This window comes from Pectobacterium artocarpous (assembly GCF_046159765.1).
Taxonomy (GTDB): domain Bacteria; phylum Pseudomonadota; class Gammaproteobacteria; order Enterobacterales; family Enterobacteriaceae; genus Pectobacterium.
This window is the reverse complement of record NZ_JBJXVK010000012.1, coordinates 108402-123509: the sequence shown is the minus strand read 5'-3', so window position 1 is coordinate 123509 and position 15108 is coordinate 108402. Positions and strand designations below refer to the sequence as shown.

Annotated in this window: 13 protein-coding genes; 4 read left to right on the top strand and 9 right to left on the bottom strand. The window is 52.2% G+C overall.

Annotated features, from left to right (window positions below; translation table 11 throughout):
* Positions 1-97 precede the first annotated feature (97 nt).
* The 7 genes from rbsR to ACKQAD_RS09925 all read right to left on the bottom strand — a co-directional run bounded on the left by rbsR (position 98) and on the right by ACKQAD_RS09925 (position 6509).
* Positions 98-1093 carry a ribose operon transcriptional repressor RbsR gene (gene rbsR, locus ACKQAD_RS09955; RefSeq protein WP_409160014.1) on the bottom strand — a complete coding sequence of 332 codons (996 nt, stop codon included), beginning with the start codon at positions 1091-1093 and terminating at the stop codon, positions 98-100.
* Between the two features lie 3 nt (positions 1094-1096).
* A complete protein-coding gene (rbsK, locus tag ACKQAD_RS09950) occupies positions 1097-2023 on the bottom strand; it encodes a ribokinase (protein WP_409160013.1) in 927 nt (308 codons plus the stop codon).
* A gap of 72 nt (positions 2024-2095) precedes the next feature.
* Entirely contained in the window at positions 2096-2983 is an 888-nt protein-coding gene (gene rbsB, locus ACKQAD_RS09945) for a ribose ABC transporter substrate-binding protein RbsB (RefSeq protein ID WP_005976509.1), read from the bottom strand.
* Positions 2984-3008: 25 nt separating this feature from the next.
* A complete protein-coding gene (gene rbsC, locus ACKQAD_RS09940) occupies positions 3009-3977 on the bottom strand; it encodes a ribose ABC transporter permease (protein ID WP_409160012.1) in 969 nt (322 codons plus the stop codon).
* Between the two features lie 7 nt (positions 3978-3984).
* Complete coding sequence (rbsA, locus tag ACKQAD_RS09935; protein ID WP_409160011.1) at positions 3985-5490, bottom strand: ribose ABC transporter ATP-binding protein RbsA; 1506 nt, start codon at positions 5488-5490, stop codon at positions 3985-3987.
* Between the two features lie 7 nt (positions 5491-5497).
* Positions 5498-5917: a D-ribose pyranase gene (gene rbsD / locus ACKQAD_RS09930; protein ID WP_409160010.1), complete on the bottom strand. Its 420-nt coding sequence runs from the start codon at positions 5915-5917 to the stop codon at positions 5498-5500.
* Positions 5918-6113: 196 nt separating this feature from the next.
* Positions 6114-6509, bottom strand: coding sequence for a YgiW/YdeI family stress tolerance OB fold protein (locus ACKQAD_RS09925; RefSeq protein ID WP_409160009.1), 396 nt, complete (start codon positions 6507-6509; stop codon positions 6114-6116).
* Positions 6510-6767: 258 nt separating this feature from the next.
* On the opposite strand from ACKQAD_RS09925, the gene qseB reads away from it, so the two are divergent.
* Positions 6768-7430: a quorum sensing response regulator transcription factor QseB gene (gene qseB / locus ACKQAD_RS09920; RefSeq protein ID WP_409160008.1), complete on the top strand. Its 663-nt coding sequence runs from the start codon at positions 6768-6770 to the stop codon at positions 7428-7430.
* Entirely contained in the window at positions 7427-8776 is a 1350-nt protein-coding gene (qseC, locus tag ACKQAD_RS09915) for a quorum sensing histidine kinase QseC (protein WP_409160007.1), read from the top strand. The genes qseB and qseC overlap by 4 nt, the downstream gene beginning before the upstream one ends.
* Before the next feature lie 145 nt (positions 8777-8921).
* Here the strand turns inward: qseC and kup are convergent, their stop codons facing one another.
* The gene (kup, locus tag ACKQAD_RS09910) at positions 8922-10790 is read right to left on the bottom strand and encodes a low affinity potassium transporter Kup (protein ID WP_409160006.1); all 1869 of its coding nucleotides are present in this window, start codon (positions 10788-10790) and stop codon (positions 8922-8924) included.
* Positions 10791-11128: 338 nt separating this feature from the next.
* Between kup and ravA the strand changes: the two genes are divergently transcribed.
* Positions 11129-12628 (top strand): ATPase RavA, encoded by a 1500-nt coding sequence (ravA, locus tag ACKQAD_RS09905; protein WP_409160005.1) that lies wholly within the window; start codon positions 11129-11131, stop codon positions 12626-12628.
* Between the two features lie 5 nt (positions 12629-12633).
* Positions 12634-14112: an ATPase RavA stimulator ViaA gene (viaA, locus tag ACKQAD_RS09900; RefSeq protein ID WP_409160004.1), complete on the top strand. Its 1479-nt coding sequence runs from the start codon at positions 12634-12636 to the stop codon at positions 14110-14112.
* On the opposite strand, the gene asnA is transcribed toward viaA, so the two are convergent.
* A complete protein-coding gene (gene asnA / locus ACKQAD_RS09895) occupies positions 14109-15101 on the bottom strand; it encodes an aspartate--ammonia ligase (protein ID WP_409160003.1) in 993 nt (330 codons plus the stop codon). The genes viaA and asnA overlap by 4 nt on opposite strands.
* Positions 15102-15108: the final 7 nt, after the last annotated feature.

Below are 15108 nucleotides of genomic sequence, written 5' to 3'. Positions count from 1 at the left end.
CTAAATGCAAAATAATTTCCGAGTGGGGATTTTTTCAGCAAAGCGCAGTAAAAGACGGCGTTATGCCGGATTTTTCACCGCTAATTGGGCGAAAATCTCACCGTACAGACTGACGCACCATTAATTCCGGCGTCAGCACCAATACATTCGGCTCAGTATTGGGATGCTCCAGACGATACAAGAGTGTATCAACCGCCAGTTCGCCAAGTTCATCCTTCGGTTGGTGCACAGTAGTAAGAGGTGGAGACATATAGCGAGCCAGCTCAATATCATCGTAACCAATAACCGCCATATCCTGGGGGATCGAAAGCCCAGCCTGATAAAGCGCATGGTAAACGCCAACGGCCATCGCATCGTTACTGGTGAACACGGCTTCGGGCTTATCTTCCAACGCTAATAACTGCTGCATAGCGCGATAGCCCGTTTCAAATTCAAAATCGCCGAAAATTTCATAATCAGCGGGAACGGATAGCCCAGCGAGCTGCATCGCCTGTCGATAACCTTCTAGTCGGTTATAGGCTGTCGTCTTATCTTTCGGACCCGCAATGCAGGCTATCTTTTTATAACCGCGCGAGATGAGGTAATTCGTTGCGATCTCGCCACCGAGCAGAGAATTGTCTTTAATGACATCCATAACGCCTTCAAAAGGGGCCCAATCCATCATGACCATAGGAATAGAAGGATAACGGCTCATCATTTCGGGCAAAGGGCGATGGCTTTCGGTACACATCAGCAATACACCATCGACCCGCTTTTGCAGCAGTGTTTCAAGGCTATGGCTCATTCTGTCGCGATCGCCTTCGGTGTTGCACAGAATCAGGCTATAGCCCCGCTCATAGCAGCAACGCTCAACACCACGCACCACTTCGGCATAAAACGGGTTATTACTGGCAGTAAGCAACATGCCGATGGTGCGAGTCTGGTTTATTTTCAGACTTCTGGCCAGCGCAGACGGCGCATAGTTGAGATCCTCAACGGCCTTCATCACTTTTTCGCGAATGGTGTCGCTGACAAAGCGATTGTTATTAATGACGTGAGATACGGTAGACGTAGAAACGCCCGCAAGACGGGCGACATCTTTCATGGTGGCCAAAGATCACCCCTGAGTTTGCAAAAATGCGTCGATCTCTTCGCGCCATGGAACAGAAGGTTGAGCACCTCGGCGAGTCACAGCGATCGCCGCTGCCGCATGGGCAAATTTGACGGCGGAGGACATCGTTTGGTTTTCCAGCAACGCGGTAACGAGCGCGCCATTAAATGTGTCCCCGGCGGCAATAGTATCCACGGCTTTTACACGATACCCTGGAATTCGCTGCCCCTGGCCGTTTTCACTTAGCCATACGCCGCGGCTACCCAATGTGATGAGAACCGTTTCAATGCCTTTATGGTGTAGAACCTGTGCCGCACGGGCAGCATCGTCTTCCGTTTCGACGCTAATCCCCGTCAGGAACTGCGCTTCGGTTTCATTCGGCGTGATCATATCGACCCGCGACAATAACTCATCAGGCAATTCACGTGCAGGAGCGGGGTTAAGAATCACTTTCGTCTGGTGTTCATGCGCCAGTTTGGCTGCTGCGATGACCGTTTCTAACGGCGACTCAAGCTGCATAAGCAACGCGGAGGCATCCATAATGTGTTGCTGATGGCGATGAAGGTAATCAGGCGTCACGGCCGCATTCGCGCCGGCGTTAATCGCGATCATATTTTCTGCTTCAGCATTAACAAAAATCAGCGCAACACCGGTTGTTTCCCCGGAGATAGCCTCAACGGCGGAAACGTCAATATTATCGTTGGATAATTGCTGGCAAATACGGGCACCGATATCATCGTCTCCGACGCAGGCAATAAAAGCGATGTCAGCACCACTTCGGCCAGCGGCAACGGCCTGATTGGCACCTTTCCCACCAAAAGCAACGCTATATTGCTCACCGATCACCGTTTCACCCGGGCGGGGAAATTGCTCAAGATTGAGAATATGGTCAGCATTAATACTGCCCAGCACCACCAGCTTACCCGTTTTCATTATGTCGAATCCCGCTACGTTAATAATGCGCCACCACAAACGGGTGGCGCGAGCCCTGCTTTATTTCTTTGATTATTTTGCTACCAACTTCAGGTCAACCGGAATGATGGCCTGCGTTTTTTCACCTTTCAGCACTTTCGCTGCGGTCTCGATACCAATCACACCGATCTGATCGGGACGCTGAGCAACGGTTGCCGCCAGCTTGCCTGACTCAACAGCCTTCACACCATCCTGAGTACCGTCAAAACCGACAACCAGTACATCGGTTTTACCCGCCGTTTGCAGCGCACGCAGTGCACCCAGCGCCATTTCATCGTTCTGGGCAAATACAGCCTGAACATCTGGGTGTGCGGTCAGCAGGTTCTGCATCACATTCAGCCCTTTCGTACGATCGAAATCAGCAGGCTGGCTGGCCAGCATCGCGAATTTATTTTTCTCAGCAGATTTCATGAAGCCCGCACCACGCTCGCGCGCGGCAGACGTTCCGGCGATCCCTTCCAACTGAATCACCTTGGCACCTTCACCCAATTTCTTGGCAATGAAGTCACCAGCAACTTTACCACCGAAGGCGTTATCAGAAGCAACGTGGCTCACAACTTCACCACTGCTGGCAACGCGGTCCAACGTGATAACCGGGATCTTGGCCTGGTTGGCCATTTTGATCGCATTACCGACCGCATCAGAATCAGTTGGGTTGATCAGCAGAACTTTGGTGCCACGTACCGTCAAATCCTGAACATTAGCCAGTTCTTTGGCTGGGTTATTTTGGGAATCCAAGACAATCAGTTCGTAACCCAGTTTGTCGGCTTCTTTCTGTGCCCCCTCTTTCATTGAAACAAAGAACGGGTTATTCAGCGTAGACACCACCAGAGCAACCGTATCTTTGGCCAACGCATTAGCACTGACAGTCGCGCTCAGCGCAACAGCGGAAACCAGAGTAGCCAGCTTTTTCATATTCATAACGCAATTCCTGTGTGAATGAAGGTTATTTACTGCTTTTGTTATCTACCAGAACCGCCAGCAAGATGACGACGGCTTTAACGATCATTTGGTAGTAAGAAGAAACACCTAATAAATTCAGTCCGTTGTTGAGGAAGCCAAGGATGAGTGCGCCGATCAACGTGCCAACGATACGCCCTTTGCCTCCAGCCAGACTGGTGCCGCCCAATACTACAGCCGCGATAGCATCCAGCTCATATCCAGTCCCCGCAGTAGGCTGTGCAGAGGACAAACGTGCGACTTCGATGATTCCCGCCAAGGCAGACAGCAGCCCACAGAGGGAGTAGACAATGATCTTGATTTTATCAACGCTGATACCGGACAAACGGGTGGCGGATTCGTTGCCGCCTAACGCATAGATATAGCGTCCCAGGCGAGTATGGTGCAGCATGTACCAGGCCGCCGCGAACACGATAGCCATGATCCAGATTGGTGTCGGAATCCCCAGTGGGCGGCCGATACCAAACCAGCCAAACGCATCTGCTACATCCGAAAAGCCGGTATTAATCGGGCTGCCGTTGGTATAGACCATCGTCACGCCGCGCAGCAACAGCATCATGACCAGCGTAGCGATAAACGCTTGCACTTTACCTTTGGAAACAATAATCCCTGTGCCTGCACCTATCAGCGCCCCCAGCGCCAATGCGCCAAATACCGCCACCAGAGCGTTGACCTCAAGCCCGACGATGGAAGCCGCGACAGCACCGGTCAGCGCCAGCAGCGAGCCTACCGACAAATCGATGCCCGAGGTCAGAATTACCAGCGTCATGCCAACCGCCATGATAGCGTTCACTGACGTCTGCTGAAGAATATTGAACAGGTTGTTCAGAGTGAAAAAGTTAGGGCTCATGGCGGAAACAATCGCAATAAGGATTAGGAGCGCAATCAGCGATTTCTGCTCCAGTAACCACTCTTTGCTGAACCAGCGTTTTGCCGTGATAGATTGAGAACTCATGTCTGACTTACTCCTGCTTTGCGCCGTATTGCTTACCAACGGCCGCAGCCATCAGTACTTCCTGGGTTGCTTGTTCAATCGGGAAATCACCGCTCAAGCGCCCTTCATGCATCACAATGATGCGATCGCTCATTCCCAATACTTCGGGCATTTCGGATGACACCAAAATGATGCTCAGCCCTTCTTCTTTGAATTGGTTGATTAACTGATAAATTTCTTTCTTCGCCCCGACATCGACGCCACGCGTCGGTTCATCGAGGATCAATACGTTGGGGCGCGTCATCAGGCCGCGAGCAATCGCCACTTTCTGCTGATTACCGCCGGAAAGCAGGCCGATTGGCTGCTCCATTGACGGCGTTTTAACGTTGAACAGGCGAATAAAGTCAGCGACCGTTAATTGCTCTTCAGCGTGCTTGAGACGACCGCCTGCATGGCTGAAATAGCGCAATGCCGTTAACGACATGTTTTCTTTTACCGACATGCCCAACACCAGGCCATCACGCTTACGGTCTTCCGAAATGTAAACGATACCGTTCGCCAAACCGTCCTGCGGTTTACGGGTCACGACGTCGCGGCCATCCAGCGTCACATTACCGCCAGTACGCGGTAGAGCACCGTAGAGGATCTTCATCAACTCGGTACGACCCGCGCCCATCAGCCCCGCCACGCCGAGGATTTCACCTTTTCGCACCGTAAAATTGACGCTGTCGACCCCCGGACCGGACAGGTTTTGTACCTTAAGGCGGACCGCTCCCGGCGCTTTACTCGAACGCGGATACTGATCTTCCAACTTGCGGCCCACCATCATTTCAATCAGCGTATCTTCCTGTAAGTCACTGACTGGGCGCTCGCCAATAAACTGACCATCGCGCAAGACAGTAATGTCGTCGCAGATTTCAAAGATTTCTTTCAGGCGGTGGGAAATATAGACAATGCCGCATCCCTGGGATTGCAGCTCGTTAATCACGCTGAATAGCGAAGCCGTTTCGGTATCCGTCAGAGCATCAGTGGGTTCATCCATGATGATGACTTTCGATTCAAAGCTCAGCACCTTGGCAATTTCCACCATTTGCTGATCGCCAATCGATAAATCCCCGACCATACGGTGGCTGTCGTAGCGCAGATTAAGGCGCTTCAGCAGCTTGTCGGCTTCCGCATACATCTTATTCCAGTCGAGGCTGCCAAAGCGGTTGGTAAATTCACGTCCGAGAAAGATATTCTCAGCAATCGTGAGCTGGGGAATCAGGTTAAGTTCCTGATGGATGATACCGATACCTGCTTCCTGGGACGCTTTCGGCCCGTTGAAATTCACCTCCTGCCCCAGAAAATGAATGCTACCGGCATCTTTACGGTAGATCCCGGTCAGGACTTTCATCATGGTGGACTTGCCCGCACCGTTCTCGCCCACCAGCGCCATCACTTTCCCCGGATAGACGTTGAGCGCCGCACCGGACAGCGCTTTAACGCCAGGAAAAGATTTCGTGATGCCTTGCAGTTGCAGTAAAGGTTGCATGGATACCTCAGAACGTTACGCCAGCACACAGGATGACATTGGCATACGGAGAGCACTCTCCGCTGCGAATGATGGCCCGGCTTTTGCCGCTTTGGGTTTTGAATTCTTCATGGCTGACATAGTGCAATGCAATTGAGTTTCCCTGGCGTTGTTCAAGTTGCTTCAATTGATCGAGTAATGCGTCATGGACTGCGGGGTTCTTCTCAATGATCTCTTCCGCCAGAATAGCGGCCTCAACCTGCATTTCACTGGTGATCACACTCACCACCTGCAAAAACGTCGGCACGTTATGCGTCAACGCCAGATCGATACGCGTCGTCGTTTCAGGAATCGGTAAACCCGCATCACCAATAGCAAGGCTATCGGTATGGCCCAGCCGAGCAATCACGGAAGAAATATCTGCGTTCAATAGTGCTGCTTTTTTCATCTTCTCACCCCACCAGCGAAACGTTTCGCTGGTGACATTCTAGGAAAAGAAGAGGGAAAGGCAACGAAGAGATAAAAAAAGTGTGATCAGTATCGAAACGTTTCGCTAACAAAAAAATAAAGAGAACAAGAGGCGTTTATAGAAGAGAGAGAAATGGCGGGCAAAAGCCCGCCAATAGGGAATTGAGGATAACGATTTAGAGTTTACGAATCTGCTTCACATCCAGTTCGACGGAATTGAAGTCTTTATCCAGTTCCCCCTGAATTTCCACTTTATCGGTGGGTGAAATCATCTGGCCATTCCAGCGCTTGTGATCGATCTCGACTTCCATCGTGCCTGTCGAATCGCGGAACAGATAGTTCTCATCACCGATTCGTTTTTCAATATTGCCGCTCAGCGTAACCCAACTGTCGTCACGCAGATCTTTAGCCTTATCTACCGTCGTGAGGGAATTCTGTGGATCGATGAACCCCCCTTTATGTGTGCCAACCGCTGGCGTTTCAGGGTTGACGAAACCACCGCCGCTTTGTGCGGCAAATACCGGAGCAGAAACCAGAGCGGTAATGGCAAGTAACGCAGCTGCTTTTTTCATATTTACCTTCCTTATCTTGTCTGTCGTTTCACAGTCAACGATTTCGCAGTCAACCTGCGGGAGTAATCGGTCTTCGGGAAGGATTAAAACAAACCGTTCTTAACAGAATCTTAAGGAATCAGCGTCTGCATTTTTATTTTTTTATATTGCCGAAATCGCCCGATTTCAGCGATTTGTCCTGTACACGCAGCCCCCCGATTTCGTATAAAACCGGAAAAGGCGCAAACGCGACAGCGACACATTCCCTGTGAGGCAGCCATGAGAATATTGTTAATCGAAGACGATCGCCTGATTGGCGATGGCCTGAAAGCAGGCTTAATCAAACTGGGTTTTAATATTGACTGGTTTACGGAAGGCAAAGCGGGCGCCGCTGCCTTGAAAGCCGCGCCCTATGATGTGGTTGTGCTCGATCTCAGCCTGCCGGGTATGGACGGAATGGATATCCTGCGCCAGTGGCGTCAGGCTGGGCATGACGAACCGGTGCTGATTCTGACCGCTCGGGATGCGCTGGAACAGCGTGTGGAAGGGCTCCAGCAGGGTGCCGATGATTATTTATGTAAGCCCTTTGCACTGGCGGAAGTTGCCGCTCGTCTTCAGGCGCTAATTCGCCGCCGTCACGGCCAACTCCAGCCCACATTAACGCACGGTGCGGTTTCCCTTGAATCGGGCTCACGGACCGTCACGCTTAACAATGAGCCGTTGATACTAAAATCCCGTGAACTGGCGCTGCTGGAACTGTTTTTACTCAACCCGAACCGTGTGCTCACGCGCGCCCAGTTGGAAGAAAAGCTCTACGGGTGGGACGATGATGTCTCCAGCAATGCAGTAGAAGTGCACATCCACCACCTGCGCAAAAAGCTGGGCAGCGGGTTTATCCGTACCGTGCATGGCGTTGGCTATATTCTGGGAGATGCACCATGAACCTACTCAGCCTGCGCTTACGCCTGATTACCGGTTTTTCGCTGCTGACGCTGATTTGCTGGGGCGTAGCCAGTCTGCTGGCGTGGTATCAAACGCGCCATAACATCAATGAGCTATTTGATACCCAGCAAATGCTGTTTGCCAAACGTCTGGCCACCATGAATCCCGATGAGTTGCAAATCCAACCGGTTTCTCTACCCAAAACCAAGAGTTTGGTGCATAAGAACCGCGGTAAACAGGAAGATGATGCGCTGGCCTTCGCTATTTTTACCCGCGACGGGAAAATGGTGCTGAACGACGGCGAGAACGGCAAAGATTTCATTTTTGACTATCAGCGCAACGGCTTCACCGATGGCAAATTACGCGATGATGACGAGGACTGGCGCATCGTCTGGCTAACCACGGCGGATAATCGCTACGCGATTGCGGTTGGGCAAGAATGGGAATACCGTCAGGACATGACGCTGGATATTGTAAAAACCAACCTGATGCCCTGGTTATTCGCCCTGCCGATCATGCTAGCGCTACTATTCTGGCTGGTGACGCGTGAACTCTCGCCGCTAAAACGTATAACCGCCGAGCTTCAGCAACGTTCCCCTGACGAAAGTACACCGCTGGCGACGCAGTACATTCCACAAGAAGTTCGCCCGCTGGTTAACGCACTGAACCACCTGTTTTCCCGTATCAGCGACATGCTGGTTCGAGAACGTCGTTTTACCTCTGATGCTGCTCACGAATTGCGTAGCCCGTTAGCAGCATTAAAAGTTCAAACCGAAGTCGCGCAGTTGGCGCATGACGATGAAGCCATGCGCTGCCATGCACTGGTCAATCTGGACAAAGGGATCGAGCGGGCCACACGGCTGGTGGATCAACTCCTGACGCTGTCGCGACTGGATGCCGACGCATCCCCCGAAGGGATGCAGCCCGTTCAGTTTAATGACTTACTGCAACAGGCGGTGATTGCGCATTACCCTACGGCGCAAACCGCAGGGATCGAACTGACGCTGGATTTACCGGACGCCCCGATTATCCGACAGGGCCATGCGCTGTTGCTGACTCTGCTGGTACGTAATCTGCTGGATAACGCCATTCGCTACAGCCATGAAGGCGGGACGGTAAGTCTGACACTAACGGAACGCGGCTTTAAGGTGGCTGATAACGGACCGGGCATCAGCGAGGAAGCACTGACAAGAATCGGAGAGCGTTTTTATCGCCCACCGGGGCAGGAAAAATCCGGCAGTGGTCTGGGGATTTCCATCGTCAACAATATTGCCAAACTGCACCACATGCGGGTCACGTTCACCAACCAACCCGAAGGCGGGCTGGTTGTGTCAGTGAATTGGTAAAGGCTGTTAGACATTACATTGGGGTAAGATCGAGATACACGGTCGACCACAGGGCGAGGTGTCGGGAACCTCATCCCCGTGTTTCCCTAATAACAAACAACGAGTCGCTGCAGTGTGTTAACGATAGAGAATATAGAGGGATCGCTTAAATCTCGACCTGTATCCCCAGCTCAATCAGCCGGTTCGGCGGTATTTCAAACTGATCCGCCGCTCGTAGCGCATTGCGGCTGAGCATCATGAATAGCTTGCCGCGCAAGCGCAGATACCATGGGCGCTCACCGATAATCAGCGATTCGTTGGACATAAAGAAAGAGGTTTCCATCATTTGACAGGTTAACCCATCTTGCCAACAGCGCTGGAAGACCTCTTCCACATCCGGCGTTTCACGCCAGCCATAGTTGGCTATCACGCGCCAGAACGTCGGCGAAAGCTGTTCAACCGTTACGCGGCGCGCGTTCAGCACATAGGGTGCATCCTCCGTTCGCATGGTTAACAGCACCACGCGCTCGTGCAGGATCTTATTGTGCTTAAGGTTATGCAGCAGCGCGAACGGGATCACGCGAGTCGCACGCGAGAAATAGACAGCGGTTCCCAGTACACGTGTCGGCGGCGACTTCTCCAGCGATGCAATCATCGCATCCAAGGAGTTACCATGCTCATGTAACCGACGCAACAGCCTGAAGCGCTCGCTTTTCCACGTTGTCATGATAATAAACATCACCATACCTAACGCCAGCGGTAGCCAGCCGCCGGACAGAATCTTGACCACGTTCGCCAAAAACATCGGTATGTCGATAACCAGTAACCCCGCCAGCAATACCCACACCAGATAGCGATTCCAGAGCCAGTTCTTCACCGCCACCGTACAGAACAGAATACTGGTAATCACCATCGTGCCCGTTACCGCAATCCCGTAAGCCGCAGCCAGATTGCTCGAATGTCCAAAGCTGACAATCACGATGACGACGGCGATATACAGCATCCAATTAATAGCGGGAATGTAAATCTGACCAGATTCCATATCTGACGTGTGTACGATACGCATTGGCGGCAAATAACCCAGCCGCACTGCCTGACGGGTCAGGGAGAAAACGCCGGAAATCACCGCCTGCGAAGCAATGATTGTCGCCAGCGTAGCCAATATCATCAGTGGAATCAGCGCCCAATCTGGCGCCAGCAGGAAGAAGGGGTTCTTGATCGCCTCCGGGTTCTTCAACAGCAACGCGCCCTGCCCGAAGTAATTTAATACCAGCGACGGCAGCACCACCGTAAACCAGGCCAGACGAATCGGGAATTTGCCGAAGTGCCCCATATCAGCATAGAGCGCCTCGACCCCGGTAATCGCCAGCACTACCGCCCCCAGCGCGAAGAACGATACCGCTTTATATTCGGCAAAGAAGCGCACAGCGTACATCGGATTCAACGCCTGTAAGACTTCTGGGTTGGCGATCACGCTGCGCGCGCCCAGCACACCGAGCGTCAAAAACCAAATCAGCATCACCGGAGCAAACAGCTTGCCGACGCTGCCCGTACCGTGTTTTTGAATGATAAACAGTAACGTCAGGACGACAATCGAGAGCGGGACGATATAGCTGTCCATCGACGGCGCGGCAATTTCCAGCCCTTCCATCGCCGACATTACCGAGATGGCTGGCGTGATGACCACTTCCCCATAGAAGAAGCTGCCGCCAATCAACCCCATAATAACCAGCACAGACGTCATGCGATCGGAAGTATTGCGCCCGGCTAGCGACATTAAGGTAAGAATCCCACCTTCGCCTGCGTTGTCCGCACGCATCACATAGGTCAGGTATTTCAGCGACACCACAAGGACCAACAGCCAAAAGATCAGTGAAAGAAAGCCAAAGACCGAATCAGGCTCGACCCCAAAACCAAACTGCCCTGATAAACATTCCCTTAACGTATAAAGAGGGCTGGTTCCTATATCTCCATAAACCACCCCGATGGCCGCCAGCGTGACAGCCGGAAGCGAACGTTTATGTTCTGAGCTCATAAACCTATCTTCTGTTATTAATCAGTCCGCGAAGCGCGTCATTCACAACAACTCGTCCAAAAGCGCACAGTATGCACAAATCAGGGTAAAACCCCATTTTTATTGTGCTGTTCATCTGTATAGGAAACATCCTGTAAAAAGTGGTTTATTGCTTACTCACCCCGTTAGGGTGTAATAATCCGTAAAAAGTATTCTAATAAAAATCTGTGATCTGCCGTTTATTATCACTATTGTCTTTCTAAAAGTAGGGTTTTTCTTAACCTCGACGTTCAGTAGAGCAACCGAGTTTAAAAATAAACGATTTCAATACATCACATCATGGGACTAACGGATTAATTATGCGTCAAACTGCGGCATTGGCTGAAAGAATTTCTCGTCTCAGCCATGCGCTAGAACACGGGCTCTACGAAAGACAGCACGCCATTCGTCTCTGTCTTCTGGCTGGGCTAAGCGGGGAAAGTGTTTTTCTGCTAGGGCCGCCAGGTATCGCCAAAAGTATGATCGCCCGGCGTCTTAAATTCGCGTTTCGTCACGCGAACGCGTTTGAATACCTGATGACCCGCTTTTCCACCCCGGAAGAAGTATTCGGTCCCCTTTCCATTCAGGCATTAAAAGATGAAGGCCGCTATCAGCGTCTGACCGCTGGCTATCTTCCGGAAGCTGAAATCGTGTTTCTGGATGAGATTTGGAAAGCGGGTCCTGCAATTTTGAACACATTGCTGACGGCCATTAACGAGCGACGTTTCCGTAACGGCAACAGCGAAGACACCATCCCCATGCGCCTGCTGGTCGCGGCATCGAATGAACTGCCGGAGGCGGATGGCGGTCTGGAAGCGCTTTATGACCGCATGCTCATCCGCCTGTGGCTCGATCGTGTCCAGGAAAAACAGAATTTCCGTGCGCTCCTCGTGAACAACAGCAGCGAACGTGATAACCCCGTTCCGCCTGCTCTTAGCGTCAGCGATGAAGAGTACCTACAGTGGCAGAAGGATATTGAGCACGTCGCACTGCCGGAATCGTGCTTCGAGCTGATTTACACGCTGCGCCAGCAGCTCGATATGCTGGAACAGGCACCTTACATTTCCGATCGACGCTGGAAAAAAGCCCTGCGCCTGCTTCAGGCCAGCGCATTTTTCTGCGGTCGGGACGCCATTACGCCGGTTGATATTATTCTACTGAAAGACTGTCTCTGGCACGACCAAAACACCTTGAAGCTCATCGAACACCAACTCGAGCTACTGATTACCGAGCACGCTTACCAGCAGAAAAGTCTGCTGTTCCGGCTGCAACAGGCGAACACCAAACGTCAGCAATACCAGCGTGAACAAAGCGAATTACAGGCATTTTCGGTAGAGAAACAGGGGCACTTCCTCGGCCGGACATTCCATTATGCCTTGCCCGACACAATCGACACTGAAACATTGGAACTGGTGCTGCAACGCCCGTTGATCCTGCACGATATTGAAGTTAACTACCTGATCATTGACAAGAATGCCCTGCAAGGCTGGCTACAAAAAGGCGGGGAAATCCGGGGTAAGCTCAACGGTATTGGTTTTACCCAGCGCCTCGATCTGCTGGTGGACGATCGCCAGCATCTGGCCATTCGCGATATCAGCCTGCAATCCTCAATTCTTTCTCTGCCGGAAAAGCGCGACGTTGCGCTTCCTGCCGAAATTACCGATGAATATGAAAAACTGAACATGCAGTTGCGTGAACAGCGCCGCTTATTCAGCCAGCATCAACCTTGCCTGTTCGTTCCGAGCGAGTGGTTGGCCAAAATAGAGGCCAGCCTGCAACAGGTTGCCGAGCAAATCCAGCAATCAGAGCAACAGGATTAACGCCGATGATCACGCTGGAATCACTGGAAATACTGCTGTCTATCGATGAAAACGAGCTGCTGGACGATCTTGTCGCCACGTTGCTGGCGACGCCTCAGCTCGCTTTCTTCTTTGAAAAGTCCCCCAGCCTGAAGTCAGCGTTACTCAATGACCTTCCTCATTGGAAAGAAACCTTAAAGCAGCGCTTGCGTACCACCCAGGTACCGCCAGAGCTGGAAAAAGAATTTAGCTGCTACCAACGTTCACAATCAGTCGACAACCAGACTTTTCAGACACGCCTGCCTGCGATTATGGATACGCTGAACACCGTGGAGTCACCGTTTCTGACGCAGGCCTCACAGCTTATCCCCCCCCCAGAGCGAACCTTGGGGCAGAAGATCACCAGTGGGCTCCATGCGCTCTTTCTTCAACGCTGGAGGTTGAGCCTCACATTGCAAACCGTTTCACTGCATCAGCAGTTGATGGAGCAAGAACGGGAAATTCTGCTGGATGAACTACAACAGCGCCTGACGCTCAGCGGCAAGCTCGAACCGATTTTGGCCGAAAATGAACATGCAGCCGGACGACTCTGGGATCTCAGCGCCGCACAGCGTATTCAAACCGATCCCCGTCCGTTATTGGATTTTGGCGCTTTTCTGCAACGCCAGCCCGCATTGCAAAAACTGGCAGAACGTCTGGGACGCAGCCGGGAAACCAAATCTATCCTCACACAGGAAGCGCCACAAGAAGCCTTTCGGGTAAGCGTACGGGAACCTGCCACCGTGCCTGAGCAAGTGAGCGGCGTGCATCAGAGCGACGATATCCTACGTTTAATGCCGACAGAGCTAGCCACACTGGGCATCAGCGAGCTGGAATACGAATTTTATCGCCGTCTGCTGGAACACCGTCTTCTGACGTATCGTTTACAAGGTGAGAGCTGGCGCGAGAAAATCACCGAACGCCCCGTGGTGCATCAGCAAAACGAACAGCAGCCGCGTGGCCCGTTTATCGTCTGCGTTGATACGTCAGGCTCAATGGGCGGCTTTAATGAGCGTTGTGCCAAAGCCTTCTGTCTGGCGCTGATGCGCATCGCGCTCGCTGACAACCGCCGCTGCTATATCATGCTGTTTTCTACCGGCGTGGTGAAATACGAACTCACGTCTGCGGATGGATTAGAACAGGCAATACGTTTTCTCAGCCAGTCCTTCCGTGGCGGTACGGATATAAGTGCCTGTCTGTCAGCGCTGCTGGATAAGATGGATGACGCGCTTTGGCATGACGCCGACGCCGTGGTGATTTCGGATTTTATCGCCCAGCGATTGCCAGACGAGGTAGTAAATAAGGTGAAAAGCCGCCAGACGCAGCTACAGCACCGTTTCCATGCTGTAGCGATGTCCGATCACGGCAAACCCGGCATCATGCACATCTTTGACCATATCTGGCGTTTTGATACCGGGTTAAAAAGCCGCTTAATGCGCCGCTGGCAGCACAGCAACGCGTATTAAAGCAGGCCGGAAACCGACTCACGCAGCGGCTGTGGCCACACGCCGCACTGAACCTGACCAATGTGTGACAATTGCAACAACAGCATAACCAGACGAGACTGACCGATTCCTCCACCGATCGTTTGCGGCATTTCACCGCGTAGCAGCGCCTGATGCCATTCCAGCTTCAGACGTTCTTCATCTTGCGTCAGAGCCAGCTGGCGGGTGAGCGCTTCTGCATCCACGCGAATGCCCATGGATGAAATCTCAAACGCATCGTTCAGAACCGGGTTCCATACGACGATATCGCCGTTCAGGCCCGCCAGTTCCTGCTCACCTGGCGTCGTCCAGTCATCATAATCCGGCGCACGCACATCGTGAGATTGCCCACTGGACAACTTGCCGCCAATCCCTATCAGGAAGACCGCGCCCAGTTCTTTCGCAATGGCTCGCTCACGCCCTTTGGCATCCAGATCGGGATAGCGCTGTAGCAACGTTTCGGTATGCACAAAATGAATCTGTTCCGGCAGGAAAGGCTGAATGCCAAATGCCTGATATACCGCAGCCTCCGTCGCTTTGATTCCCTGATAAATACGCGTTACCGTCGATTTCAGGTACTCTACATGGCGCTCGCCGTCTCCCATCACGCGCTCCCAGTCCCACTGATCGACATAAACCGAGTGGATCGGGCTCAGACGATCTTCGTCCGGGCGCAGAGCCTTCATGTGGGTATAAATGCCTTCACCGCTGCTAAAATCATGCGCGCCCAGCGTTTTACGTTTCCATTTAGCCAGTGAGTGCACCACTTCAAATGTGGCATCCGGCAGGGCTTTCACCTTAACCTGCACCGCTTTTTCCGTACCGGACAAGTTATCCTGCGTACCATCACCGATACGGCTAAGAATCGGTGCCTGGACTTCAATCAATCCCAGAAGCTGCTCCAGTTGGCTGGAGAAGAAAGATTTAACGAAGCTGATTTGCTGCTGTTTTTCGATGTACTGCTTTTTCATTGCCGCG